General features: G+C 41.5%; 22 protein-coding genes. 18 read left to right on the forward strand and 4 right to left on the reverse strand.

The features are described from left to right. Positions 1 to 67: 67 nt before the first annotated feature. The 8 genes from LI162_RS03920 to LI162_RS03955 all read left to right on the forward strand — a co-directional run bounded on the left by LI162_RS03920 (position 68) and on the right by LI162_RS03955 (position 9659). A complete protein-coding gene (locus tag LI162_RS03920; protein ID WP_227155787.1) occupies positions 68 to 844 on the forward strand; it encodes an SseB family protein in 777 nt (258 codons plus the stop codon). A 362-nt stretch (positions 845 to 1206) separates the two neighbouring features. After that, entirely contained in the window at positions 1207 to 3411 is a 2205-nt protein-coding gene (locus LI162_RS03925; protein WP_227155789.1) for a PTS transporter subunit IIABC, read from the forward strand. Positions 3412 to 3433: 22 nt separating this feature from the next. After that, positions 3434 to 4267 carry a PRD domain-containing protein gene (locus LI162_RS03930; RefSeq protein ID WP_227155791.1) on the forward strand — a complete coding sequence of 278 codons (834 nt, stop codon included), beginning with the start codon at positions 3434 to 3436 and terminating at the stop codon, positions 4265 to 4267. Positions 4268 to 4337: 70 nt separating this feature from the next. After that, positions 4338 to 5015 (forward strand): response regulator transcription factor, encoded by a 678-nt coding sequence (locus LI162_RS03935; protein ID WP_020435834.1) that lies wholly within the window; start codon positions 4338 to 4340, stop codon positions 5013 to 5015. 2 nt (positions 5016 to 5017) lie between these two features. Further along, positions 5018 to 6001: a sensor histidine kinase gene (locus LI162_RS03940; RefSeq protein ID WP_020435835.1), complete on the forward strand. Its 984-nt coding sequence runs from the start codon at positions 5018 to 5020 to the stop codon at positions 5999 to 6001. Positions 6002 to 6139: 138 nt separating this feature from the next. After that, positions 6140 to 6904, forward strand: coding sequence for an ABC transporter ATP-binding protein (locus LI162_RS03945; RefSeq protein WP_020435836.1), 765 nt, complete (start codon positions 6140 to 6142; stop codon positions 6902 to 6904). Further along, the gene (locus LI162_RS03950; protein ID WP_020435837.1) at positions 6901 to 8982 is read left to right on the forward strand and encodes an ABC transporter permease; all 2082 of its coding nucleotides are present in this window, start codon (positions 6901 to 6903) and stop codon (positions 8980 to 8982) included. The genes LI162_RS03945 and LI162_RS03950 overlap by 4 nt, the downstream gene beginning before the upstream one ends. Before the next feature lie 47 nt (positions 8983 to 9029). Continuing rightward, complete coding sequence (locus LI162_RS03955) at positions 9030 to 9659, forward strand: cytidylate kinase-like family protein (RefSeq protein WP_015528104.1); 630 nt, start codon at positions 9030 to 9032, stop codon at positions 9657 to 9659. 97 nt (positions 9660 to 9756) lie between these two features. On the opposite strand, the gene LI162_RS03960 is transcribed toward LI162_RS03955, so the two are convergent. Further along, positions 9757 to 10203 (reverse strand): GatB/YqeY domain-containing protein, encoded by a 447-nt coding sequence (locus LI162_RS03960; protein WP_015528103.1) that lies wholly within the window; start codon positions 10201 to 10203, stop codon positions 9757 to 9759. A gap of 438 nt (positions 10204 to 10641) precedes the next feature. Here LI162_RS03960 and LI162_RS03965 point away from each other — a divergent pair, with 438 nt between their 5' ends. The 6 genes from LI162_RS03965 (at position 10642) to LI162_RS03995 (ending at position 18796) form a co-directional block, all read left to right on the forward strand. Beyond that, entirely contained in the window at positions 10642 to 12396 is a 1755-nt protein-coding gene (locus LI162_RS03965) for an ammonium transporter (protein ID WP_020435838.1), read from the forward strand. Between the two features lie 351 nt (positions 12397 to 12747). Continuing rightward, a complete protein-coding gene (locus tag LI162_RS03975) occupies positions 12748 to 14730 on the forward strand; it encodes a sodium-translocating pyrophosphatase (protein ID WP_020435839.1) in 1983 nt (660 codons plus the stop codon). A gap of 281 nt (positions 14731 to 15011) precedes the next feature. Next, the gene (locus LI162_RS03980; protein ID WP_020435840.1) at positions 15012 to 15581 is read left to right on the forward strand and encodes an ECF transporter S component; all 570 of its coding nucleotides are present in this window, start codon (positions 15012 to 15014) and stop codon (positions 15579 to 15581) included. Positions 15582 to 15650: 69 nt separating this feature from the next. Continuing rightward, the gene (locus LI162_RS03985; protein WP_227155794.1) at positions 15651 to 16820 is read left to right on the forward strand and encodes a M24 family metallopeptidase; all 1170 of its coding nucleotides are present in this window, start codon (positions 15651 to 15653) and stop codon (positions 16818 to 16820) included. A 174-nt stretch (positions 16821 to 16994) separates the two neighbouring features. Beyond that, positions 16995 to 17531: a nitroreductase gene (locus LI162_RS03990; protein WP_055147522.1), complete on the forward strand. Its 537-nt coding sequence runs from the start codon at positions 16995 to 16997 to the stop codon at positions 17529 to 17531. A gap of 146 nt (positions 17532 to 17677) precedes the next feature. Next, positions 17678 to 18796 carry a 5-methyltetrahydropteroyltriglutamate--homocysteine S-methyltransferase gene (locus tag LI162_RS03995; RefSeq protein ID WP_227155796.1) on the forward strand — a complete coding sequence of 373 codons (1119 nt, stop codon included), beginning with the start codon at positions 17678 to 17680 and terminating at the stop codon, positions 18794 to 18796. 48 nt (positions 18797 to 18844) lie between these two features. Here LI162_RS03995 and LI162_RS04000 read toward each other — a convergent pair whose 3' ends face one another. Further along, on the reverse strand, positions 18845 to 19084 hold the full coding sequence (locus LI162_RS04000; RefSeq protein WP_054753851.1) for a hypothetical protein: 240 nt from the start codon (positions 19082 to 19084) through the stop codon (positions 18845 to 18847). Positions 19085 to 19270: 186 nt separating this feature from the next. On the opposite strand from LI162_RS04000, the gene LI162_RS04005 reads away from it, so the two are divergent. The 3 genes from LI162_RS04005 (at position 19271) to LI162_RS04015 (ending at position 22485) form a co-directional block, all read left to right on the forward strand. Continuing rightward, entirely contained in the window at positions 19271 to 20155 is an 885-nt protein-coding gene (locus LI162_RS04005) for a LysR family transcriptional regulator (protein WP_055147516.1), read from the forward strand. A 181-nt stretch (positions 20156 to 20336) separates the two neighbouring features. Beyond that, complete coding sequence (locus tag LI162_RS04010) at positions 20337 to 21137, forward strand: DUF4866 domain-containing protein (RefSeq protein ID WP_226901316.1); 801 nt, start codon at positions 20337 to 20339, stop codon at positions 21135 to 21137. A gap of 16 nt (positions 21138 to 21153) precedes the next feature. Further along, entirely contained in the window at positions 21154 to 22485 is a 1332-nt protein-coding gene (locus LI162_RS04015) for a threonine/serine ThrE exporter family protein (RefSeq protein WP_055158561.1), read from the forward strand. Positions 22486 to 22553: 68 nt separating this feature from the next. Here the strand turns inward: LI162_RS04015 and LI162_RS04020 are convergent, their stop codons facing one another. Next, the gene (locus LI162_RS04020) at positions 22554 to 24443 is read right to left on the reverse strand and encodes a Na/Pi cotransporter family protein (RefSeq protein ID WP_020435847.1); all 1890 of its coding nucleotides are present in this window, start codon (positions 24441 to 24443) and stop codon (positions 22554 to 22556) included. A 177-nt stretch (positions 24444 to 24620) separates the two neighbouring features. Next, positions 24621 to 25553 (reverse strand): D-2-hydroxyacid dehydrogenase, encoded by a 933-nt coding sequence (locus tag LI162_RS04025; RefSeq protein ID WP_020435848.1) that lies wholly within the window; start codon positions 25551 to 25553, stop codon positions 24621 to 24623. Between the two features lie 285 nt (positions 25554 to 25838). On the opposite strand from LI162_RS04025, the gene LI162_RS04030 reads away from it, so the two are divergent. Beyond that, complete coding sequence (locus tag LI162_RS04030; RefSeq protein ID WP_055147504.1) at positions 25839 to 26498, forward strand: IS607 family transposase; 660 nt, start codon at positions 25839 to 25841, stop codon at positions 26496 to 26498. Positions 26499 to 26508: the final 10 nt, after the last annotated feature.

Raw genomic sequence — 26508 nt, forward strand, 5'->3', positions numbered from 1 at the left:
GTGGCAAAATTTACTTTTGACACTCACATTAATATAAAGAAAAGCAACCAGAAAGGAAAACAAAGAGATGGATGAGAATAAAGTAATTGTCAGTACAGAGATGAAGCAGGCATTGGTGAATCTGCGAAATCTCGAAGAGATTTATGTGATCATGTCAGGTGTGACGAAGATGCCGTTTGTCCTCTGTGATGAAGAGACATTTGATGACGAGGTTCTGGTTTATTATCAGGAAGAGTCTGCAAAGGAAAAGGCAAAGACGCTTGCAGAAGATCGTTATCATGTAGGAATTGCCAAGATTGAAAAGAATGCCAGACTTGGATTTTTTACAAACCTGTATACAATGGGCGTGAATGCACTGGCAGTGAATGTTGGTACAGAGGAGGAGATCAGGGTTCAGCTGGAACAGCTTGTAGTTCGTAAGAATAAGGAAGAACTGCCTGATGGAAAGAAACTGATCGAGAATCCGGAGCTTCATCTGACAGCGATGTACCTGATGCAGGAGATGCACCGCAATATCGGACCGGAGATGCCGGAGAATGTGAAGGAACTTCAGGAAGAGATGATGGCGCATTATAAGAAAGGAACCTTTATCGTAGGAGTTCAGGAAGATAATCAGGTTCCACTTCTGAGACAGCCGGACGGAAGTCTGTATCAGCCGATCTTTACAGATATGATAGAATTTACCAGATTTGCACAGGGTAAGAAGATGAAGACAGCAGCAATCCCGGCGGATAAGATTCCGGAGATACTGATTCCGGATGCAAAGGGAGTTGCAATCAATCCATTTGGTGTGAATGTACGTCTGGATATTACAAAAGCAAATCAGCAGAAGCCAGAAGCGTAAAATGAAGAGAAGTTAATTTAAATCAAAAGAAAAACTTTAATTTACTAAAATAATCACTAAGTAACATATTCAACAAAAAAACAGGATAAATATTGTTGAATATTACAGATTGACTGTTGGAAGTGAGTATGGTTATACTATACGTGGTTAAAAGAGAAAAGCGCACGATAGAGTGTTACTGGTAAAGCAGGCATAAACTATCCTTAATAAGTTCACCAGATAAGGTGGACTTGGTTATTGAGGATTAGTTTATGCCTTTTTTGCGCATTATAGTATAGGATAAGTAAGTTGCAGAACTGTGCCAGCACAAGAAACTATGGGATGCGTCAACTCTGTGAGAAATGATACGAGGAGGATTACAGATGAAAGACAAGATTTTTGGAGTATTGCAGAGAATCGGAAGAAGTTTTATGCTTCCAATCGCAATTCTTCCGGTAGCAGGACTTCTGCTTGGAGTAGGAAGTTCATTTACAAATGCAACGATGATTGAGACATATCATCTTCAGGCAATTTTAGGCGAGGGGACAATTCTGAATTCCCTGCTCACAATTATGAGCAAAGCGGGAAGTATTATTTTTGATAACCTGCCGATCATTTTTGCTGTCGGTGTAGCAATCGGTATGGCGAAGAAAGAGAAGGAAGTTGCAGCACTTGCGGCAATGATCTCTTTCTTTGTAATGAATGCAACAATGAATGCCATGCTTCTGATCCGTGGAGATCTTCTTGCAGACGGAACACTTGGAGCCGGAGTTCTGGAAGGAACTGTGACAAGTGTCTGCGGAATCCAGACATTACAGATGGGTGTATTTGGCGGTATTATCGTTGGACTTGGAGTAGCAGCACTTCATAATAAGTTTTACAAAATCCAGCTTCCGAATGCACTGTCATTCTTCAGTGGATCAAGATTTGTTCCGATTATTTCAACATTGACTTATGTGGCTGTCGGAATCGTACTCTATTTTGTATGGCCAACCGTTCAGAATGGAATCTATGCACTCGGCGGACTTGTAACAGGAACAGGTTATATTGGAACATTGATCTTTGGTATTATTAAGAGAGCGTTGATTCCATTTGGACTTCACCATGTATTCTATCTTCCATTCTGGCAGACAGCGGTTGGAGGAACAATGGAAGTTGCGGGACAGCTGGTACAGGGCGGTCAGAACATCTTCTTTGCGCAGCTTGCAGATCCATCCACAGTACATTTCAGTGCGGATGCGACAAGATATTTTTCCGGGGAATTTATTTTCATGATCTTTGGTCTTCCGGGTGCGGCACTTGCAATGTATCAGTGTGCAAAACCGGAGAAGAAGAAACAAGCAGGCGGACTTCTGCTTTCTGCAGCACTTGCATGTATGATGACCGGAATCACAGAGCCACTGGAGTTCTCATTCCTGTTTGTAGCACCGATCCTTTTTGCGGTACAGGTGATCCTTGCCGGATCTGCTTATATGATCGCGCATATGTTAAATATTGCAGTAGGACTTACATTTTCCGGTGGATTTATTGATCTGTTCCTTTTCGGTATCCTTCAGGGAAATGCTAAGACAAGCTGGATCAGAATCATCCCGGTTGGAATTATTTATTTCTTCTTATATTATATCATCTTCCGTACTTTGATTCTGAAGCTGAATCTGAAGACACCGGGAAGAGAAGATGATGATGCGGAAACGAAGCTGTATACAAAATCTGATTATAAAGCAAAAGTAGATGGAAATGATGCAGATTCTGAAAATGAAATGACACCGGAAGATCAGAAGAGCGCACTGATCACAAGAGGACTTGGTGGAAAGAAAAACATTTCTGATGTAGACTGCTGTGCGACAAGACTTCGTTGTACGGTAGTAAAGCCGGAACTGGTAAATGAAGATGTCTTAAGAATGACATCCCCATCCGGAATCGTAAGAAAAGGACAGGGAATCCAGGTAATCTACGGACCGGCTGTTTCTGTTATTAAATCCAATCTGGAAGATTATCTGGAGAAAGCTCCGGATGTGGAATATCTTCCGGGAGAAAACGAAAACAGCGCAGAAGAAACGAATAAATGTGCAGAAACAAAAGATGAAGCGAAGAAAGATGAGAACAAAACTGTTGCAGCCGGAACTGTAAAGAAAGAGCTTTGCTCTCCATTCACAGGAGTGGCAGCACCGATCGAAGAAGCGTGTGACGAAGCATTTGCAGGGAAAATGATGGGAGACGGTTATCTGGTTCGCCCGGAAGAGGGAATGGCTTATGCGCCTGAAGATGCAACTGTATCTTTTATCTTCCCATCAAAACATGCAGTTGGTCTGACTAGTGATGACGGAACCGAATATCTGCTTCACATTGGCGTGGATACTGTAAATCTGGATGGAAAAGGATTCGAAACTTTTGTAAATGACGGAGACCGAGTAAAAAAGGGTGACAAACTGATAGGTTTTGATATAAAATATATCCAAGAGCATGCAAAATCCGATGAATGTATGGTTGTATTTACAAGTCTTCAGGAAGGTGAAGAGATCAGAATGTCTAAGAGCGGAAAAGTAGAGAAGCTTGAGAAGACAGCAGAAATCGTAAGCTTGAATTAAGAGAAAGAGAGGCTCCGGGGGGATGTATCGAGTCATTAAAGTTCTGAATAATAATGGGATTCTTGTATATCATGTTGAGACAGGGAAGGAGATGATCCTTCTCGGAAACGGTGTGGGATTTGGAAAGAAACCTACAGAACAGATCGAGAAACTTCCCGGAGCCAAAGTATATTCCCTTGTCACAAGAAGAAAGCAGGAGTCTGTTCTGAAAACAGTCAATGGAATCCGCCCGGAGTTTATTGAGGCAACAGGAAAGATCATTGAAGAAGCAGAGAACGTGTTTCAGAAGATCAATCATGAGATCCTGCTTCCGTTGGCAGATCATATTGCGCTTGCAGCGAAGAGAGCGAAGGAGAACCGCCAGCTTCCGAATCCATTTACACCGGATATCCGTGTGTTGTTTGGAGAGGAGTATCAAGTGGCCCTGAAAGGGCGGGAAATTATACAGCAGCTGACAGGATATGAAATCTCAGAGGATGAAGTCGGATTCATTACGCTACATATCCATGCAGGTCTTTCAGATGAGGCAGTATCCCAGACTCTGGATGCGACCAGAATTGTAAATGAAGGGATTGCCATGATTGAACAGGAATTCGATCAGAAGCTGGAGAGCGGCTCACTTGGGTGTACACGTCTGATGAGCCATATGTATTATATGATTCTGAGAACCCGTAAAGGCGAAGGGACGAATGCAGACTTTAATGATTTTATTTTTCAGAATTACCCAAGGACCGGAGAGGCGGCGAAGAAAGTGTGTGACTATATGTCCAGACAGCTGAAACAGCCGGTCGCAAAAGAAGAGATCGGATTTCTTGCAATCCATATCCAGCGGGTTATCTCGCCAGATACGGTATGACCGTGTGCTCTTGAAATACTGTATACTATGATATATAGTAGTGGATAAGAGCGAAAGGAGAATCCGCAGAATGTATAAGATTCTAATCATAGAAGATGACCTTGTGATGGCAGGGGCAATTAAAAAAGAGATGGAAGCGTGGGGAAATGAAGCACGTTATGTGGAAGATTTTGCAAAGGTTCTTGAGATATTTGCAGAGTACGGTCCACATCTGGTGCTTTTGGATATCACGCTTCCTTTTTATAATGGATACCACTGGTGCAGCGAGATCCGTAAGATATCGAGCGTTCCGGTGATCTTTATCTCTTCAGCAGCGGATAATATGAATATTATCATGGCGATGAATATGGGCGGAGATGACTTTGTGGCAAAACCATTTGACTTAAGTGTACTGACAGCGAAGATTCAGGCTCTGCTGAGAAGAACGTATGATTTGTCAGGAAAAGTGCCGATGCTGGAACATAGAGGAGCAATCCTGAACCTTTATGATACAACAATGACTTATAATGGAGAAAAGATTGAGTTGACAAAGAATGAATTTCGCATCTTACAGACATTGATGGAGAATAAAGGACGCGTGGTCAGCAGAGACACGCTGATGACAAAGCTGTGGGAGACAGACAATTATATCGAAGAGAATACATTGACAGTCAATGTCGGAAGACTTCGGAAAAAGCTGGAAAAAGCGGGACTGGAAGGCTTTATCAAGACGAAAGTCGGCGGTGGATATATCATCGAGAAGGAGTAAAAATGTTTTTACAATATTTGAAAAGAATCCGATTTGTGCTTCTGTGGAGTTTGCTGTGTGCGGGAATCTTTTTCCTGATTTTTGTGTTGGAAGAGATTAATCTGAAGGCAGCGGTTTATCCGACAGTGTTGTGTCTGGCGTTTGGATTACTTTTTTTACTTTGTGGATATTTGCGGTATAAGAAAACCAGGCAGAAGCTGGAGCATTTGCTGCAAGGAGAAGGACCTTATGAGGATTCGCTTCCGGTGGCACAAGATGGGATTGAGTCAGGATATCAGGAACTGATCAGGAAAGAAGAACAACAGCAAAGAAAAGAACATGCCAGATGGGAGAAGTCCGGTCAGGACATGGAGGACTATTATGCAACCTGGGTGCATCAGATCAAGGCACCGATTGCTGTGATGAATGTATTACTCCAGCAGGAAGATACCGAGACGAATCAGAATTTGAAAGCTGAACTGTTCCGGGTGGAGCAGTATGTGGAGATGGCACTTGGGTATGTGCGTCTTGACAGTGGCACGAAGGATCTAGTGATCGCACGGTATCCTTTGGATGAAATTGTAAGAAAATCGATCCGTAAATATGCAGGACAGTTTATTCGAAGGAGAATCCGTCTGATCTATGAAGGGACAGACCAGATTGTGCTGACGGATGAGAAATGGCTTTCGTTTATTATTGAACAGTTGTTATCCAATGCAGTGAAGTATACGCTGAAAGGAACAGTGACGATCACTGTCAGTGAAGAAAAGAAACTGACGGTTACAGATACCGGAATGGGAATTGCACCGGAAGATCTGCCGAGAATCTTTGAAAAAGGATATACGGGATATAATGGAAGAATGGAACGGAAATCAACGGGAATCGGTCTGTATCTGAGTCAGATGGCGGCAAAGAAACTGGGGCATCAGATTACAGTTGAGTCAAAGTTGGGGGAAGGCAGCAGTTTTACAATAGATCTGGCAGAGTATCCGTTGAGAGCAGAGTAAATCACTAAATCACACAGAGAGAAGCAAGTGACAAAATTGTCACATCAGACAGCTGGAATGTCACAGAAATCAATGTTGGCATTCTGGCTGTATTGCTATACTGAGGATGTTGAAAGAAAGAAGAGGAGGTCGTAAGAAATGACAGTTTTGGAAGTAGAAAATTTGAAAAAAATATACCGTCCCCGTTTTGGCGGTAATCAGGTACAGGCACTCTCTAAGGTGACATTCTCAGTAGAAGAGGGCGAATATGTAGCAATCATGGGAGAGAGTGGCTCGGGGAAGACGACATTACTGAACATGCTGGCAGCATTGGATAAACCAACTGAAGGGGAAGTTTATCTGGATGGAAAACCGTTATCAGCAATCCGTGAGAAGGATCTGTCCAAGTTCAGGAGAGATCATCTTGGGTTTGTATTTCAGGATTTCAATCTTTTGGATACATTTAATCTAAAGGACAATATCTTACTGCCATTGGTACTGCAGGGAGTTGATTACAGGAAAATGAATGTCAGGATGATGCCAATCGTGAAAGAACTTGGAATTGCAGGACTTCTGGAGAAGTATCCGTATGAAGTATCAGGAGGACAGAAGCAGCGTGCAGCAGTGGCGAGAGCGCTGATCACAGATCCGAGACTGATCCTGGCGGATGAGCCGACCGGGGCACTCGATTCGAAATCAACGGATGAATTGCTCGGGGTATTTGAGCGGATCAATCAATCGGGACAGACGATCCTTATGGTAACACATTCTGTCAAAGCAGCGAGCAAGGCCGGGAGAGTGTTATTTATTAAAGACGGAGAAGTTTTCCACCAGGTATATAAAGGCGAACAGACAGATGAACAGTTCTATCAGAATATCTCAGCGACACTTACAATGCTTGCGACAGGTGGTGAGAGACGATGAAAAGTGGACTTTATCTGAAACTTTCCGTTAATGGAATTAAGAAAAATAAGAAGCTGTATCTTCCGTATTTGATCACATGTATCTGTATGGTTATGATGTTCTATCTGATCGATTATCTTGCAGTGAGTCCGCAGTTTGCCCAGATCAAAGGTGGGGATACTATGCAGATGATCCTTGGATTTGGTTCCGGTGTGATCGCAATCTTTTCGCTGATCCTTCTGTATTACACGAATTCATTTCTGATCCGCAGACGACAGAGAGAGTTTGGGTTGTATCACATCCTTGGAATGGGAAAAATTGACCTTGTAAAAATCATGGTTCTTGAGAATCTGATCATCAGTGTTCTGACGATTGCAGGAGGAATCGTGGGAGGAATCCTGTTCTCTAAATTAGGGGAACTTCTGGCAGCGAAGATACTTGGAAGTAATGCCGGACTTTCTATGAAAATCAGTGTTCCGGCACTTGTGGCTACGGCACTGTTATTCCTGGTCATTTTTGCATTAATCATGCTTCGGATGATCGTGTCCGTCTATCGGTTAAAACCTGTAGAACTTTTAAAAAGTGAAAAGACAGGAGAGAAACCTCCGAAGGCAAACTGGATCTTTGCAGTACTCGGGTTGCTTCTGCTTGGTGTGGCTTATTATTTATCCCTGACAATCAAAGATCCGCTTGTAGCGATGATCTGGTTTGTGGTTGCCGTCGTGCTGGTAATCCTTGCAACGTATCTGTTATTTATTGCCGGCTCGGTCACATTTTGTAAAATAATGCAGAAAAAGAAAGGATATTATTATAAAACAAATCATTTTATTTCACTTTCATCCATGATTTACCGTATGAAACGAAATGGGGCAGGATTAGCGTCTATTTGTATTCTGTCCACAATGGTTCTGGTTATGGTATCTTCTACAACCAGCCTGTATCTGAGTATGGAACATGGCTTGAATCTTCGATATCCGAAATCTGTCCAGATTGAGATGTACACGAAACCGGAGCAGACGGAAGAAATGAAAGAGAATCAGAATGGACAGATTATAGAGCTTGTACAGAAGGTTTTGAAAGAACATAACCAGACCGCGGAGAATCCGGAGAATTACCGGATGCTTACAGTCAGTGGAATTGTTTCAAAAAATGAAATCTATTTTAATCCGGAGAATGCTCCGGGAGTCAATGAAGTGAATACATTTGATCATTTAAAAATGTTCTATGCTCTGCCGTTGGAAGCGTATAATCGGATCATGGGGACGAATCTGGAGCTTGCTTCCGGGGAAGCGTATCTGTATGCGAAAGATTCCGATTTCCCCTATGATCAGATCACGGTGGAGAATTCCGGGACATGGAGGATTAAAGGACATTTGGATAAAATGATTTCAAATGGAAATAATATGGCAAATATGAACAGCAGCTTCTATCTGGTGGTTTCCGGACTGGAAGATATAAAAGCTTTGGAAGAAGGAAATGTTTCCGTTTACGGTGTCAATGGTTCTTATGAGAAATGGTACTACAATTTTGATCTGTCCTGTGGAGATGAAGAGCAGATCCAGATTCAAAACGAGATTGACAAGAAAATCAATGCATTGGCTGAACAGGAATCAGAGGAATCAGATACCCTATTTTTTGGAGCTTCTACAGACAGCAGAGCCGCATCAAGAGCTGATTACCAGGCTTTGTACGGCGGTCTGTTCTTCCTTGGAATCCTTCTTGGAGTCGTATTCATTCTTGGAATGGTGCTGATCATTTATTATAAACAGATTACAGAAGGCTATGAGGATCAGGACAGATTCCAGATTCTGATGAAAGTGGGGATGACACAGAAAGAAGTGCGTCAGACGATCAATTCTCAGGTAATGACAGTATTCTTCCTGCCTCTTGTGGCTGCCGGAATTCATACGGCATTTGCATTTCCAATGATAGAAAAAATGGTGCATCTGCTTGCTTTTTCTGACAGAAAATTCCTGATTCTGGTGACAGTGTGCTCCTATTTAGTATTTGCATTATTCTATATCATTGTCTACATGGTGACTTCGAAACAGTATTACAAAATTGTTAGCGGAAAACAGGAAGAAAGTCTTTTTTCTTAATTCAAAGAGTGATAGAATAGAATTATCAGAAAAAGGAGGACTTGCTTATGATGGATCACACAATTATTACAATTGGAAGACAGTTCGGAAGTGGCGGTCATGAAGTAGGAAACAGACTGGCAGAGAGACTGAACATTCCTCTTTACGATCACAATCTGATTCGAATGGCAGCAAGAGATCTTGGAATTTCGAACGAAGATGCTGGAAGAGTAGATGAGACGAGACTTGGAAATGTGTTATCAAGCTATTATATTGGAATGGGTGATTATACTACATTTATGCTCAGTCCGGAAGTGGAGAAACCATTAAGTGATCAACTTTTTGACGCACAGTCAGCAATCATCCGCAAGCTGGCGGAACGCGGACCGGGAATCTTCGTGGGACGCTGCGCAGATTATGTTCTTGGGGATTATTCAAATGTTGTGAATACATTTATCTATGCTTATAAGGATGATAGAATCAATCGAATCATGGATATCTATAAGCTTTCCGAGAAAGAGGCTGTAGATAAGATTAAGAAGATTGACAGAGAGAGACGCCTGTATTATGAAGGTAGAACAGACCGTAAGTGGGGCAGTATTGAAGCGAATGCAATTCTGCTGAATTCAAGTCTTCTTGGAATCGATGGTGCGGTAGATGCACTTGAGGCGATTTATCATAAGTGGGAAAACAGATAACAAAATAAGCAGAAAAAATGAAATAATTAACAAAAATTAAGAGGGTGTCGTTTAGTGCGACACCCTCTTTGCTACGTCTTTATTCTGGAATCTGTATTTATTTCATCATGCCGGCAAGAATCTGATTGACTTCTTTACCATCAGCTTTGCCTTTTACCTTCGGCATGAGTTCTTTCATGATCTTACCTTTATCCTTTGCTGTAGGAGCATCGATACCAAGATCTGCAAGAACGGATGTGATCACTGCTTTGATCTCATCTTCGCTCATCATCTTTGGTGCATATTCTTCAAGAACAGCAAGACGCTTCTGAGCCTCTTCAATCAGATCTGTACGATCTTCAGGTGTCATATCAATTGTTTCTTTTAACTGTTTGATTTCTTTTAAGATTACCTGTCCTTCTTCCTCTTCTGTCAGGTCGGCACGTTTGTCGATAGCTTTATTCTTCAGAGAGGAGAGCAGAAAGGAAAGTGCGGCTTTTCGTTCTTTGTCTCCTGCCTTCATTGCAGCGACCATAGCGCTTCTGATTTCATCAATTTTGCTCATTTTAGAGTCCTCCTTATAATTTAATATGCTTGAAATAGTTACAATTATTGAAAAGAGCGGATTGCTCTTGATTCATAAGATAAATTTTAGCAGATGGTGGTTTATATTGCAAGAGTGCACTCTGTTTTGTGAAAATATATGAAAAAAATGCATGAAAAGTATAAAAAATCAGAAAATTTACGAAAAGTAAAAATATAGGTTGACAATATTTGGCTCGAGGAGTAAACTACGTGACATAAAAGCAAAGGCGCTTTGAGAAACAGATCTCAGAGTGCCTTTTTCTTTTAATAAAATATGGTACCTATAAGATTTGCCGCGAACAGCAGCAAGTCTCAATGACACAAAGGCGTGTCTTACAGAAAGAACCGATTCAGGGGGATGGTTCAACGAAACTGTAAGATACGTCTTTTTAGTTTCTAGGTATGAGGAGGAAGTAGTATGACACAAGAAATTATTACTCAGATTACAGACACAGTCGGAACAGAAGTGTTCGGCATCTGGTTCCTGATCGGAGCTGCATTTGTATTCTTTATGCAGGCGGGATTCGCTATGGTAGAGACAGGATTCACCAGAGCAAAGAATGCCGGTAACATTATCATGAAGAATCTGATGGATTTTTGTATTGGAACAATCGTGTTTATTTTCCTTGGATTTGGATTGTTACTCGGGGAAGATGCACTTGGCGGACTGGTAGGAGTTCCAACACTTGGAATCTTTACAGATTATGCAAACTTTGACTGGTCTAATTTTGTATTCAACCTGGTTTTCTGTGCGACAGCAGCAACAATCGTATCAGGAGCTATGGCAGAAAGAACAAAGTTTCTTTCCTATTGTATTTATTCCGCAATGATCTCCGCAGTTGTGTATCCGATCGAAGCACACTGGATCTGGGGAGGCGGATGGCTTTCACAGCTTGGCTTCCATGATTTTGCAGGATCTTGTGCAATCCACATGGTAGGTGGAGTAACAGCATTTATCGGAGCTGCAATGGAAGGAGCCAGAATTGGTAAATTCTCAAGAGATAAGAATGGAAAAGTAACAAAAGTCCACGCATTTCCAGGACATAACCTCGTAATAGGTGCTCTTGGATGTTTCATCCTCTGGTTTGGATGGTATGGATTCAACGGTGCGGCAGCAACAACAGGCCCACAGCTTGCATCTATTTTTATGACAACAACAATCGCACCGGCAACAGCAACCGTTGTATGTATGATCTTCACATGGCTTCGTTATGGAAAACCAGATGTGTCTATGTGTCTGAATGCATCCCTCGCAGGTCTGGTAGCAATCACAGCACCTTGTGATGTGACAGATGGATTAGGAGCACTGATCATTGGAGCAGTTGCAGGAGTTCTCGTAGTATTTGGCGTTTGGTTCTGTGATAATGTAGTGCATGTAGATGACCCGGTTGGTGCCGTAGCAGTTCATTGCTTAAATGGTATCTGGGGAACAATCGCAGTTGGTCTTTTTGCAACAACAAATGCGCCGGAAAGCACACTGAAAGGTCTGTTCTACGGCGGTGGATTCGGACTTCTCGGAACACAGCTTCTTGGTGTAGTAACAGTTCTTGCTTGGACAGTTGTAACAATGACAATTATCTTCAAAGTAATCGATATGACAATTGGACTTCGTGTTTCAGAGGAAGAAGAGATTGTTGGTCTGGATTCCAAGGAGCATGGTCTTGCATCAGCATATGCAGGATTCAGCATCATGGATATTACAGAAGGTGCAATGAATGAAAATGAAAACACAGATCTTGGTGTAGCAGATTATGACGCAGCATCTCCAATCCAGAGAGCAGCAGCTGTACCTGTAGCCGGACCGGTAGATGCAGATACAGGAATGCATAAAGTAGTTATTATCGCAAAGCTTTCCAAGTATGACAGGCTGAAATCAGCGTTGAACAATCTTGGTGTTACAGGAATGACAGTTACCCAGGTTATGGGATGCGGTATCCAGAAAGGTGCCGGCGAGAAATATCGTGGAGTTGAGATGGACGTTACTGTTCTGCCAAAGGTAAAAGTAGAAGTTATCGTTGGAAATATTCCGGTTGAGAAAGTCATCGAAACAGCATCCAAGACACTGTATACAGGACATGTCGGTGATGGTAAGATCTTTGTATACAACGTGCAGAAAGTAGTAAAAGTACGTACAGGAGAAGAAGATCTCGAAGCATTGAAAGATGTAGAATAATACTTGATAAAAAAAATAATCTCCCAAAAGCAGTAAAGACTGTTTTTCCGGAGATTATTTTTTATGATTATTGAACGATTTTTTGAATAATTTTTTTTTATAAATAAGATTGAAATCTTATATACTACTATATTTAATAAGAAGTAACAGCGTAAAAAACAACACAGGATGGTAAAAATTACCTAAAAATTTTTTAGATTATCATATAATTTGAAAAGAAAAATGTGAAAAAAATACTATTTTATGTAAAGAGAGTTAAATAAATATAAAATTTTTCTTTAAAAAGCTAAAAAAATGTGATATAGTGTAATACAAACATATGATATTGAAATTCAGGAGGGAAAATTAAGAATGAACAATTATATGTATCTGGTTCCAGTTGCAGCTGTCATTGCTCTTCTTTTTGCAGCATATCTTGCAGCAAAGGTTAGCAGACAGGATGCCGGAACAGAAAGAATGAAGGAAATTGCCGGTGCAATCGCAGATGGTGCACGTGCTTTCCTGACAGCAGAGTACAAGATCCTTATTGTATTCGTAGTAGTACTTTTCGTACTGATCGGATTAGGAGTAGGTAACTGGGTAACAGCAGTTTGCTTCGTAGTAGGTGCTCTGTTCTCAACAATCGCAGGTTACTGCGGAATGACAGTTGCTACTAAGGCAAATGTCAGAACAGCTAACGCAGCTAAAGAGAGCGGAATGAACAAAGCTCTTTCCATCGCATTTTCAGGTGGTGCCGTTATGGGTATGTGTGTTGCTGGACTTGGTGCACTTGGTGTCAGCCTTGTGTACATCGTAACTAAGAATGTAGATGTATTATTCGGATTCAGCCTTGGTGCTTCTTCCATCGCATTGTTTGCACGTGTTGGTGGTGGTATCTATACAAAGGCAGCAGACGTTGGAGCTGACCTTGTAGGTAAAGTAGAAGCAGGTATCCCGGAAGATGATCCGCGTAACCCGGCTGTTATTGCTGACAACGTTGGAGATAACGTAGGTGACGTAGCAGGTATGGGAGCTGACCTTTTCGAGTCTTACTGTGGATCTCTGATCTCAGCACTGACACTTGGTGTTGCAGTAAGCGAAGTTTCAGGAGTATTATTCCCACTTGCAATCGCAGGATGTGGTCTGATCGCTTCTATCCTTGGAACATTCTTCGTAAGAGGCGGAGAGAACACAAATCCTCAGAAAGCTCTTACAAAAGGAAGCTATGCTTCTTCAGCAATCGTAATCATTGCTTCTTTAGCACTTAGCTGGGTGCTTTTCGGAAACATGAACGCAGCAATCGCAGTTATCGCTGGTCTGATTGTTGGTGTTATCATTGGTAACATCACAGAGTACTACACATCAGCAGATTACAAACCGGTTAAAGGAATCGGAGAGCAGTCTGAGACAGGTGCAGCTACAACAATCATCAGTGGTCTTGCAGTTGGTATGAAATCAACAGCTATCCCGCTGCTTCTGATCTGTGTAGGTATTTTTGTTTCTTATAATGTATTTGGTCTGTATGGAATTGCTCTTGCGGCAGTTGGTATGCTTTCTACAACAGGAATCACTGTTGCAGTTGATGCATATGGTCCGATCGCAGACAACGCTGGTGGTATCGCAGAGATGTCCGGTCTTGATGAGTCCGTTCGTGACATTACAGACAAGCTTGACTCTGTAGGTAATACAACAGCAGCTATGGGTAAAGGATTTGCTATCGGTTCTGCAGCACTTACAGCTCTTGCGCTGTTCGTATCTTATGCAGAGACAGTAGGTCTGAAATCCATCAACCTTCTTGACTACAAAGTAATCATCGGTATCTTTATCGGTGGTATGCTTACATTCCTCTTCTCAGCATTCACTATGGAGTCTGTATCTAAGGCTGCATATTCAATGATCGAGGAAGTTAGACGTCAGTTCCGTGAGAAACCAGGCATCATGAAAGGTGAAGAGAAACCTGACTACAAGTCATGCGTTGGTATTTCTACAACAGCAGCACTTCACGAGATGCTTCTTCCAGGTCTGATGGCGGTTATCGTTCCTGTAGTAGTAGGTGTTCTTCTTGGAGTTGACGCTCTTGGCGGACTTCTTTCAGGATCCCTCGTAACAGGAGTTCTTATGGCGATCTTCATGTCAAATGCAGGTGGTGCATGGGATAACGCTAAGAAGTATATCGAAGAAGGAAACCACGGCGGAAAAGGTAGTGAGGCTCATAAGGCAGCCGTTGTTGGAGATACTGTAGGAGATCCGTTCAAGGATACATCAGGTCCGTCTATCAACATTCTGATCAAACTTATGACAGTTGTATCACTTGTATTCGCTCCACTGTTCCTTTCTATCGGAGGACTTCTGTAATACTTTTGTCATCCATATATGGATGACATTAAGAATATAAGTTGAAAGAAAACGTTCTCCGGGGATTTCCCCGGGGGACGTTTTTTTTCTGTGTTGCTTTTACTTGTTTTGTTATATAACTATAAAACTGGCCTGTATAAATATTTTAAAACTGGATATATATAACAGACCAGGGCGCTGATATAATAAGGCGGTATGTTGGGAAAATTCACTTACAAGTCTCACGGATGTTCGACTTGAATACTCAACATAAGAGATAACAAACAGGAGATTTACAAAATATGAAAAACGAAAGTATCAGCACAAAGAAAATCGTAATGACTGCATTTTTTGCAGCTATTATTTATCTGGGAATCCAGTCTTTCCGTATTCCGCTTCCGGCGGCTGTCGGAACACCATTTCTGCATTTCGGACACATTTTCGTAATGCTTGCAGTATTAATGCTTGGACCTAAGCTTTCAACTGTGGCAGGAGTTCTCGGACTTCTCGTCTTTGATGTATTGAACGGTTATATTCAGGCAATCCCGAATGTATTCGTCAGCACAATTATCAAATGTCTGCTTGTGGGCATGATCTTTCAGTCTCTGAAGAAAAAAGCTCAGGGAGATGCGAAGAAGGAATATGGTTATGCAGTCCTCTGTGCGGCTATCTACGGCATTACGAACATTATCGTAGACTTTATCTGGTCAACAGTTGAACTGGTTGTTCTTGGAAGTTCCTGGAGTGCAGCGTTGGCGGCAGAGATTACATCTATCCCGGCTACGATCATCAATGCAGGATTTACAGTAGTAGGAATTGCGATTCTGTATGTTCCGGTGAAGAAGGCTTACCAGAGAATCCTTGGAGCATAGGAAATTAATAAGCCAGGAAGTCAATGTCATAGCACATATGTCTGATAATCAAAAAGGAGAATTATTAAGTTGGATATTGCAAAGATACAGATCTTATTACAGGAAGCAGAATTAGACGGTTGGTTGTTTACAGATTTCCAGGGACATGATTTTATCACAAAAGAGTTTCTTGAGCTTGGAAATCGTTTCTGTACAAGAAGGATGTTCTATCTGATTCCGACGCAGGGTGAACCAGTCAAGGTGCTTTCAGCAATTGAGCCGCATCTCCTTGATCATCTTCCGGGAGAGAAAATGTTATATCATGGAATTGAAGGACAGAAGAAAGTGTTGTCAGAGTTATTGAAGCCGGGCATGAAGATTGCCTGCCAGTACTCTCCGGGCGGAAATGTCCCGACGATCAGCTCTATGGATGCTGGCCTGATCGAGTATCTTAGAACTTACGGAATCGAACCGGTTACAAGTGCAGATATGATGCAGCATTTCGGTGCGGTACTAACGGAACATCAGATCGAGACACACCGACAGGCTGGAGTTATCATACATAAGATTCTTACTGATACATTTTCTTGGATCAGAGAGAATATAGATGCAGGTAATTATATTGATGAGTATGCGATGCTTCAGCAGATGCAGGAACTGATAGGGCAGGAAAATATCTATATGGATTCTCCGCCGTTTTTCGGAGTTGATGAGCATGCCTGTGATCCGGGATATGAACCGAAAGAAAATGGTTCGAAGCAGATTCGTGAAGGCAGCAGATTGATCATAGATATTGCCGGACGTCTCCCTGAGGAAGATGCGGTATATTATGATGTATCCTGGTGCATGAATGTCGGAGAAAAGATTGATCCGGAGTATGAGAAATGGTTTCAGATCGTATATGATGCGCGGGAAGATGCAAGACAGTTTATTCAGGCGAGATTAGATGCAGGAGAAAAAGTCAGAGGATATGAAGTGGATCGAAGGCTGAAAGAAAGATTCGAACAGCTTGGATGTGCACAGTATCTGATGCACCGGACAGGACATAATATCGGTCACAGATGTCATGGAATTGGTGCCAATCTGGATGATTATGAAACACATGATGACCGCTGTCTGCTCCCTGGTACGATGTTTTCCATAGAACCGGGACTGTATACAGATAAGTATGGTGTGAGACTGGAATATGATGTGCATATTACTTCGGAGGGAGAAACGAAAGTGTATGGACCGGTGCAGGATGAGATTCTTGTGATTTGATCAAGGGTGAAAGAAATATAGTTGAAAAAGTGAAAGAAATGGCGAAGATTTGTACCAGTAAGGTGTAAGCTTCGCCCTTTTTGTTAAATACAATTCTTGATAATGTATAATAGGTGTAGTATTCTTATTAGAAATAATACATCAGTAAAAGAAATAAACAGGAGGTTATTCAAAATGAAACAAGTAGAGACAACAAGAGAAGCAATAATCAACAGACGAAGTGTTCGCAAGTATAAAACTGATATGATTCCAAGAGACATAATCGAGCGAATTGTAGAGGCGGGGACTTATGCAGCAAATGGAAGAGGACACCAGGCATCTATTATTCTGGCAGTGACAAATAAAGAATTACGAGACAGACTTTCAGAGATGAATCGTAAGATTGGTGGATGGGATGAAGGATTTGATCCGTTTTATGGAGCACCTGTGGTATTGGTTGTACTGGCAGAGAAAGACTGGCCAACACATGTGTATGATGGAAGTCTTGTAATGGGTAATCTGATGCTGGCAGCACATACAGAAGGAATTGGAAGTTGTTGGATTCATCGTGCAAAGGAAGAGTTTGAAAGTGAAGAAGGAAAACAGATTTTGTCTGATCTTGGAGTGACAGGAGAGTATGAAGGTATCGGACACTGTATACTTGGATATCCGGATGAAGAAATAGAAGAGGCGAAACCCAGAAAAGATGATTATGTTTTCTGGGTGGAGTGATAGTCCATAAATATAATAGAGGGTTACTCACCATAGCTTCAAACTATGACAAATGCATAAATTTATATATTTTTCAAAATAAGCATGGAATGATAAGATGATTGCAGATAAAACATCACTTACAAAAATAAAAGGAGAATTAATTTATGAGCAAATATCAGACACCATGCAGATATGATTTTGTGGGAAGTTTTTTGAGACCGGAAGAGGTTAAGAAAGCGAATGCAGATTATCAGGAAGGAAAGATCAGCGAAGCAGAAAAGAATCAGATCATTGATAAAGCGGTTACAGAAGTTGTAGCAAAGCAGAAAGAGCTTGGATTTCATGTGATCACAGACGGAGAGTTCAGAAGAACTTACTGGCATCTGGATTTTATGTGGGGATTTGAAGGTGTCGGTCATGAACAGACCGGCAGCGGGGTACAGTTTGATGGAGAGCTGGCATCACTGGAAGATACTTATCTGACAGGAAAGATAAAGGCAAAGGCGCATCCGTTTGTAGAACATTTCAAATTCCTGAAACAGTTTGAGGATGAGAACACAGTTGCAAAATATACAATTCCGGCGCCGGCGCAGATGTTCCAGCAGATGATTATTCCGGTCAACTACAAAAATACGAGAAAATATTATGAGACAAACAAAGAACTGATCCACGACATTGGAACAGCTTATCAGGAAGTGATCCGTCAGTTCTATGAAGCAGGATGCAGAAATCTTCAGCTTGACGACTGTACCTGGGGAGCAATTGTCGGAGATGCGGCAAAGCAGAGATACAAACTTCTTGGAACGGATATTGAAGATGTGAAAAAAGAGCTTCTTGAAGTGAATAACCTTGCACTGGAAGGAAAACCGGAGGATATGGTAATCACTTCCCACATCTGTAGAGGAAATTATCATTCAACATTTTTTACAAGCGGACCGTATGATTCTGTAGCAGATTATGTCTTTGCAAAAGAAAATGTGGATGCATTATTCCTTGAATATGATGATGCAAGATCCGGCGGATTCGCTCCGCTTGCAAAGGTGTCTCCGGATAAAAAAGTGGTATTAGGGTTAATTACAACGAAGACACCTCAGCTCGAGGAGAAAGAAGTTGTAATCAAGAGAATTCATGAAGCTACAAAATATATCCCATTAGACAGACTTTATCTCAGTCCACAGTGTGGGTTCGCTTCCTGTGAAATCGGAAACAAACTGACAGAAGAGGAACAATGGGCAAAGTTAAAGCTTGTGAAAGAAATTGCAGAAGAAGTCTGGGGAGAGTAATAAGAGTTGAGTTGCTGCTTATACAGAGTGTAAACGGCAACTCAATTTTTATGCACAATACTTCTTCAACATTCTTCTGGCTATTTTTTCATCTTCTCCATGAATAACGAGGAGAAACGGAAGACCAAGCTGGATCGTGGCGAGTTCAGAAAGATCTTTTCCGTTGATATCTACGCGATTGTGGTTCTCAAGATCCTGGATGCGCACATCCGAAGAAAGATTTTTACAAGTGTGTGAAAAAGTGAGAAATTGTCCGGTTGTGAGAAATTTAATATTTTGCTTGATCATGATATCGCCCCTCGTAAATGAATGTGTTTGATTTTTTCGTCATTCAGTATATAATAAATAACAAAGAAATAAAAATACATATTTGTTATGACAGATATACGTTTTTTATATGATTTATCAGATGTGGTTTGACTCCCACCTCTGCAGGTGGAGAGTAACAGATTAGTGTCAGTTTAGGGGGGACTTATGGAAATTACTTATGATTATTACCGGATTTTTTATTATGTAGCAATGTATAAGAGCTTTTCTAAAGCGGCGAAAGTATTGATGAGCAACCAGCCGAATATTACTCATTTTATGAATAATCTGGAGAATCAGCTTGGGTGTAAATTGTTTGTCAGATCTAATCGAGGAGTTACGCTTACAGCGGAAGGAGAGAAGCTGTATCAGCATGTTTCTGTTGCATATCAGCATCTTCATGCGGCTGAAGCGGAACTTGCAATGGAGCGAAGCATGGAGAGCGGAAGTATCACGATCAGTGCGAGTGAGATTGCACTTCATCTTTTACTTCTTCCTATACTGGGGCGCTTTCATAAGCAATATCCGGGTGTTCGGCTGAGACTTCTGAATCATTCCACGCCGGAGGCAGTTGAGTCCGTCAAGAACGGACTGGCGGACTTTGCAGTTGTGACTACGCCGCTTCAGGCAAAGAAACCGTTGAAAAGTACTTCTTTAATGTCTTTTAAGGAAATTGCAGTGGGAGATCATTCTTTTCAGGGGAAAGAAAAACCAATGAGGCTGAAAGACTTAATTGAGAATCCGTTGATTTCTCTTGGGCAGGGAAGCACAACCTATGAGTTCTATTCCAAATTTTTCCTGGAGAATGATCTGGTTCTATCTCCGGATACGGAAGTTGAGACGATCGATCAGGTGTTGCCGCTTATTATGAATGGACTGGGCATTGGATTCCTTCCGGAGCTGTTCGTAAGACCAGTGATCGAGGAAGGAAAGGTCTGTCAGATTCCACTAAAGGAGAATATTCCGGAGAGAGAAATCTGTCTGGTTGAGAATCATACATTTCCACCAAGCATTGCGGCGGATATGTTCAAAAAAATGTTAGTTCTGAAATAAGGTATTGTTTAAGAAGATATTGCGGATCCAATCTATTCCTATGTAGAAAATATATATCAGGTATGTGAATAAAACAGTATGCGCCGGTTTGACTTTAGAACCGGCGCTTTCTATATTAATAAGTAGGATTTTATTCTGTTTTAACAGGTGAAAAACAAGAAATAACAAAGGAAGTGTGAGTATGCAGACAGTATTACCACGTGAAGAAGCTGTAGAAGGAGTTATATCTAAGGTTCTTGAGTCACAAGAGGCCTGTGATCGGCTAAATGAAGTATTTTATGAGCATTTGGAAAATTATCAGGAGATAAATGACGATGGTGACAGACATTTTGCAGAGGTCTTGCTCCAGGCGTATAAAAATGGAGATGTCAGCGCGTTGCTACTTGAATTGTGCGGAGGAAGTATGTTTGATCTGCTTCGGGACGCATATCTGATTCCAAAGAAATTTCATGGAAAATCAGGAGAGAATCCGGTTCTCCTGACTGATGTAGAGGGAAAGCTTCTGGAGAGTAAGAAAAGGGAAGTAACAGCTCATGAATATGAAAAGTTCCATGAGACGTACAGGCAACATCAATGTGCACCGAGATCAAAACTGTATCTTGCTGACGGATATGACATAGTTCGTTCCTATACAGAGGGCATGCAGATTCAGGAGAAAAAAGAGAACAAGAAGCGTGGCGTGATGGCGTTATATGCATTACCGGATACCAGAAAGCTTGGACTGACAGAAGCACAGGCCTATGCAGTTGTCTGGGATACTTTCCAGAAGATTCAGAAACAGGCTCCGAGAGTGGAAGTTTATTATGGGCAGGATACCGGTGAGAAGCGTCAGAAAGGATTTGACGAGATAGGAGTTTTACTTCCAATTCATGGATTTGAGAAACGAATGCTTCATCATCTGGATGAGATTGATGGGATTGTTCTTTCATGCAGAGAGAAGATGATGAAAAAGGCCGGAGCGGAAAGCCTTGACCTGGAATAAAGGGGAAGTGAATGAGATGCAGACTCAGAAAATAAGAAAAAATCATATGGATATTCTCTGGCATGAATATACAGATAAAGGTGGAGAAGAAACACCAGTAACACAAGCAAGTTTGACGGAGAAAGCATCAATTGTCGGAAGAGTGGGGATTATGCTTCTCTCCTGTGGAACCGGAGCTTGGAGAGTGAGAAGTTCTATGAACGCTCTGGCAGAAGAGATGGGGATAACGTGTACAGCGGATATTGGTCTGATGTCGATTGAGTATACCTGTTTTGACGGTGACGATGGATTCACGCAGTCCTTGTGTTTGACGAATACGGGCGTGAATACATCAAAATTAAACAGACTGGAACACTTTATCCGTGAGTTCGAGCAGGGCGGACAGGATATGTCTGGTGAACAACTGCATAAGCTGCTGGATCAGATTGAAGAGATTCACGGACTATATTCTCCAATTGCATTGGGAATGGCAGCAGCATTGGCATGCGGTGGATTTACATTTCTGCTTGGCGGTGGATTGATTGAAATGTTCTGTGCATTTATCGGTGCCGGGATTGGAAATTTTATCAGATGTAAATTGAGTAAACATCATTTTACATTGTTTTTGTGCATAGCCTCATCTGTTTCGGCAGCCTGTCTGGTTTATGCGGGACTTTTGAAAGCAGCAGAGCTTTTGTGGGCAATTTCAATTCAGCATGAGGCGGGCTATATTTGCGCAATGCTATTTATTATTCCTGGTTTTCCTTTCATCACAAGTGGAATTGACCTTGCAAAATTGGATATGCGTTCCGGAATGGAACGACTCATGTATGCACTGATCATTGTTTTGGTAGCTACAATGTCCGCGTGGATCATGGCGTTGATCTTAGGATTACAGCCGGTGGATTTTCTGAAGCTTGACCTGACGCAGGCAGAATGGATTGTTTTCCGTCTGCTTGCAAGCTTTTGTGGTGTGTTTGGATTCTCGATTATGTTCAACAGTCCTACACGCCTTGCGGCAGTGGCGGCAGGAATCGGTGCGATTGCCAATACACTGCGATTGGAACTGGTTGATCTGACGGCATTGCCTCCGGCGGCAGCAGCATTTGTCGGAGCATTAACAGCCGGACTCCTGGCAACTATGATTAAAAATCAGGTCGGATATCCGAGAATCTCTGTCACGGTTCCGTCGATTGTAATCATGGTTCCGGGATTGTATCTGTACCGTGGATTTTATAATCTGGGAACAATGAATCTTTCTGTATCAGCTTCCTGGTTTGCGGCGGCAATACTGATTGTTGCAGCTCTTCCGTTAGGGTTGATCTTTGCAAGAATTCTTACGGATAAGACATTTCGGTATTGCACGTAAGGAGAATATATACAAAAAAGGAACAGTTCCAGGTGGGACTGTTCCTTTTTGATGAAATAGAAAGGAATTTATTTCTTTTTATCTTTTTTCTTGTCTTTGTCTTTCTTCTTTCCGGAAGATTTCTCGTTGTCCTTATTCTTCTCGCTATCCTTCGCTTTTGCAGAGAATTTCTTATCTGCTTCAGCTTCCGGCTGATATCCGTTGATATCATATTTCTTTTCATATTCCTCAAAGGCTGTAAGATAAGTTTCATCCTTCAGCTTGCGGACACTCTTTGTATATTCATGAATATCAAAGTTAGAAGAATCAAGCTCGAGAATCGCTACAGCAACGTTAGAACAGTGCGCTGCGATACGCTCGTAGTTTGTAAGCAGGTCATTAAAAGCAAATCCGGTATTCAGATCACACTGACCATTTCTAAGTCTCTTAATGTGACGAAGTTTCAGATCATTACAGAGAATACCAATCAGTTCGCGCAGAGGTTCAACCTTTGCAGCAGTCTCAAGATCTTCATCTACAAAAGAATTTACTGTAAGATCAACAATCTCAACCAATGCCTTCTCAAGCACATTCAGCTCATAAGTAGCAGATTCAGAGAATGTACGGGACTTTTCATGAAGTTCCTGGGCAACTCTGGAAATGTTGACTGCGTGGTCACCAAGTCGCTCGAAGTCACTGATCGTATGAAGAAACTTGGAGGTCTGTTTCGCCTGATCAGGTGTCATATCATGCATACTTAACTGCATCAGATAAGTACCAAGTTTATCCTCGTACTTGTCGATCATGTTTTCCTTTTCCTGGATCTTATTGAACTTGCTGTCGCTAAAGTCTGTCAGAAGTTCGAAAGCGCGCATGAGATTCTTGCGGGCATTCTTTGCCATACCGTTAACAGCCATCTGGCTCTGACTGATCGCCAGCGGCGGGTAATCCAGAAAACGTTCCTCAAGCAGATCAAAATCAGCCTGCTCTTCGTTGTCCTCGTCTGTATCCTTGATCAGGAAGAAGACAAGCTTCTCAATCTTGCTGATAAATGGAGCAAGAATCAGGATCGTAGCGATACGGAATACCGAGTTCAATAAAGCAATGTTGACAGGACTCATGACCATGTCCATAAATGTAAAGTGGACAGCGGCATTTACTGAGTAAAATACGATAGACCAAAAGATCATTCCGAATAAGTCATTCAGCAGGTAAATAAGTGCTGTACGCTTTCCGTTCTTGTTCGTACCGATAGAAGAAAGCAGTACAGGACAGGCAGCTCCGACACCGATACCCATTGTAATAGGCAGTGCGGCAGCAAATGTAATAGAGCCTGTGATTGATAATGCCTGAAGGATACCGACAGAAGCAGATGCACTCTGAAGCACTGCAGTAAATGCGATACCAACAAGGATACCCATAAATGGATTCTTAAACATTGTCAGAAGACTGACAAAATGTGGGTTCTCTTTCAGAGGTGAAACTGCACCACTCATTGTCTGCATTCCGAACATCAGGATCGCAAAACCAAGCATAATGTCACCGATATCGGAATAAGGTTTCTTCTTTACGAATGTACGGAAGATGATACCGATGATCGCAACAATTGCAGAGATTGTTGCGGTGGACAGAAGCTGCGCAATGCCATTGGAGCCATCAATGTAAGAAAGACATAAAATCCAGCCTGTGATACTTGTTCCAATGTTGGCACCCATAATGATTCCGATTGCCTGAGCAACTTTCATCATACCGGAGTTTACGAATCCTACGACCATAACAGTTGTAGCTGATGACGACTGAATGATCGCTGTTACTACTGTACCCAGCAGCAATCCTTTGATTGGGGAGTTTGTGAGCTTGTATAAGATAAGTTCCAGTTTGTTACCGGCAACCTTCTTAAGACTGTCTCCCATGAGTGCCATTCCGTACAGGAAGAGGGCAACTCCGCTGAGCAAGGACAAAACCATTGTAATTCCCATTTTCTTTTTTCCTTTTTCTTAAGTTATTAAGTTGACATGTTACGTCTTGCAAAAAATTACGTACATGGCTATTATAAAACACTTTACCCAGAGTTTACAATTATTTTCTTTAAACTTTACAGAAAAATATTGATTGCAAATTGCAGAAAAATTGTAGGGATAAACAAAATATTAATCTTAAGCAAAAAAGTCCTTGACTTGTCCATGGATAATTTCCATCAGATGAGTTCTCGCTTCCACGCTCGCCCAGGCAATGTGTGGTGTGATCAGCAGGCGTTTACTGTCTTTGATCTTGAGCAATGGATTATCTGCGGACATTGGTTCCTCACAAAGGACATCTAATCCTGCTGCGGCAATCTGATTTCTGACCAGTGCATTATATAATGCCTGCTCATCGACGATCGGTCCTCTTCCGAGATTCAGGAAAATACAGGAAGATTTCATTTTTTCAAACGCTTTGCTGTTGATCAGTCCTTCTGTATGCTCGTTGAGTGGAGCGTGGACGGAAATAATATCAGATTGCGTAAGCAATGTCTCAAAGTCAACCTGTTCATAACCTTCCTGCGCCGGAGCACCGGAGGCGGAGTAGTAAATGACTTTCGCTCCAAATGCACGTGCAATCTCAGCAACACGTCTGCCGATTGCTCCAAGACCGATGATCCCCCAGGTTTTTCCATGGATTTCTGTGAAATGTTCTGCAAAATGAGTGAAAGAGACATCATTTACATAGCGCTCTTCTTTCACATAATCATCATAATAGCGCAGTTTTTCTAATAGAAAGAGAAGCATTGCAAATGTGTGCTGTGCGACAGTCTCAGTAGAATAACCGGCAACATTTCTCCAGGCAATTCCTTTTGAATCAAGATATTCCTTATCCAGGTTGTTCGTGCCTGTGGCTGTGACACAGACGAGCTTCAGATTCTTTGAAGTTCCAATAGTCTGCTCATTAACCGGAACTTTATTTAATATGATCACATCGGCATCCGTGACACGCGCCGGGACTTCTTCAGATGAAGAAAAGCTGTACTTTACAACTTCACCGAGTTCATCATATGCAGAAAGATCAATATCTTCTCCAATTGTTTTGACATCTAAAAATACAATTTTCATTTAAAATCTCCTTGTTTCATAATCAGTATTAAGTATTTTATGATGTGAGTGTCAAAAGTAAATTTTGCCGCTCACTGATGTAACCGGATTTCTCCATTGCTATGCATTTCCGCACTTACATCATTTTATCACAAAAAGAACATAATTTCTTATATTTTACCACATACTAATCAAAAATTGATTATGGAGGTTGTTAACAGTTAAATATAAATTATAAAGTCATATAAGCCGGTGTTGAGCTTTATAAGATATTAGAGTAGAATATTATTGAAAGGAGTTGATACTTTGAGTAAATATTATTCTATACATGAATTTTCAAAAATTATAGGCGTATCTGCTCAGACGTTACGAAATTGGGATGCCAATGGAAAACTTCATCCGCATCATACTACAGTAAGTGGCTATAGATATTATTCCGATGAGCAACTCAACCAAGTAATAAATGTAAAGCCTAAAAATCGCATTACAATTGGATATTGTCGCGTTTCCAGCCGTAAACAAAAAGATGATTTGGAACGACAGATTGATAATGTCAAGACATATCTTCTAGCAAAAGGGCAGCCGTTTGAGATAATAAGTGATATCGGTTCTGGGATTGATTATAAGAAAAAAGGGCTTCAGGAATTGATCAGACGAATCTCTCAAAATCAGGTTGAAAAGGTTGTTGTTTTATATAAAGACAGGCTATTGAGCTTTGGTTTTGAGTTGATAGAATATATCGCTTCACTTTATAATTGTGAGATTGAGATTATTGATAATACTGAAAAATCTGAACAGCAGGAACTTGTTGAAGATCTGGTTCAAATAATCACAGTATCCAGTTGCAAATTACAAGGAAAACGAGCGAACAAAGCTAAGAAACTTATCCGGGAATTGATACAGGAGGAAACAGATGGTAAGAGCCATAAAAGTAATGTTGATACCAAACAACGTACAGAAAACTAAGATGTTTCAG

Source organism: Mediterraneibacter sp. 210702-DFI.3.120, from assembly GCF_020561005.1.
GTDB lineage: Bacteria > Bacillota > Clostridia > Lachnospirales > Lachnospiraceae > Mediterraneibacter > Mediterraneibacter faecis.

What these genes read in the sequence shown, in the direction of transcription:
- LI162_RS03920 (WP_227155787.1), top strand. Translation starts at nt 68, where the DNA reads ATGGATGAGAATAAAGTAATTGTCAGTACAGAGATGAAGCAGGCATTG.
- LI162_RS03925 (WP_227155789.1), top strand. Translation starts at nt 1,207, where the DNA reads ATGAAAGACAAGATTTTTGGAGTATTGCAGAGAATCGGAAGAAGTTTT.
- LI162_RS03930 (WP_227155791.1), top strand. Translation starts at nt 3,434, where the DNA reads ATGTATCGAGTCATTAAAGTTCTGAATAATAATGGGATTCTTGTATAT.
- LI162_RS03935 (WP_020435834.1), top strand. Translation starts at nt 4,338, where the DNA reads ATGTATAAGATTCTAATCATAGAAGATGACCTTGTGATGGCAGGGGCA.
- LI162_RS03940 (WP_020435835.1), top strand. Translation starts at nt 5,018, where the DNA reads ATGTTTTTACAATATTTGAAAAGAATCCGATTTGTGCTTCTGTGGAGT.
- LI162_RS03945 (WP_020435836.1), top strand. Translation starts at nt 6,140, where the DNA reads ATGACAGTTTTGGAAGTAGAAAATTTGAAAAAAATATACCGTCCCCGT.
- LI162_RS03950 (WP_020435837.1), top strand. Translation starts at nt 6,901, where the DNA reads ATGAAAAGTGGACTTTATCTGAAACTTTCCGTTAATGGAATTAAGAAA.
- LI162_RS03955 (WP_015528104.1), top strand. Translation starts at nt 9,030, where the DNA reads ATGATGGATCACACAATTATTACAATTGGAAGACAGTTCGGAAGTGGC.
- LI162_RS03960 (WP_015528103.1), bottom strand. Translation starts at nt 10,203, where the DNA reads ATGAGCAAAATTGATGAAATCAGAAGCGCTATGGTCGCTGCAATGAAG.
- LI162_RS03965 (WP_020435838.1), top strand. Translation starts at nt 10,642, where the DNA reads ATGACACAAGAAATTATTACTCAGATTACAGACACAGTCGGAACAGAA.
- LI162_RS03975 (WP_020435839.1), top strand. Translation starts at nt 12,748, where the DNA reads ATGAACAATTATATGTATCTGGTTCCAGTTGCAGCTGTCATTGCTCTT.
- LI162_RS03980 (WP_020435840.1), top strand. Translation starts at nt 15,012, where the DNA reads ATGAAAAACGAAAGTATCAGCACAAAGAAAATCGTAATGACTGCATTT.
- LI162_RS03990 (WP_055147522.1), top strand. Translation starts at nt 16,995, where the DNA reads ATGAAACAAGTAGAGACAACAAGAGAAGCAATAATCAACAGACGAAGT.
- LI162_RS03995 (WP_227155796.1), top strand. Translation starts at nt 17,678, where the DNA reads ATGAGCAAATATCAGACACCATGCAGATATGATTTTGTGGGAAGTTTT.
- LI162_RS04000 (WP_054753851.1), bottom strand. Translation starts at nt 19,084, where the DNA reads ATGATCAAGCAAAATATTAAATTTCTCACAACCGGACAATTTCTCACT.
- LI162_RS04005 (WP_055147516.1), top strand. Translation starts at nt 19,271, where the DNA reads ATGGAAATTACTTATGATTATTACCGGATTTTTTATTATGTAGCAATG.
- LI162_RS04010 (WP_226901316.1), top strand. Translation starts at nt 20,337, where the DNA reads ATGCAGACAGTATTACCACGTGAAGAAGCTGTAGAAGGAGTTATATCT.
- LI162_RS04015 (WP_055158561.1), top strand. Translation starts at nt 21,154, where the DNA reads ATGCAGACTCAGAAAATAAGAAAAAATCATATGGATATTCTCTGGCAT.
- LI162_RS04020 (WP_020435847.1), bottom strand. Translation starts at nt 24,443, where the DNA reads ATGGGAATTACAATGGTTTTGTCCTTGCTCAGCGGAGTTGCCCTCTTC.
- LI162_RS04025 (WP_020435848.1), bottom strand. Translation starts at nt 25,553, where the DNA reads ATGAAAATTGTATTTTTAGATGTCAAAACAATTGGAGAAGATATTGAT.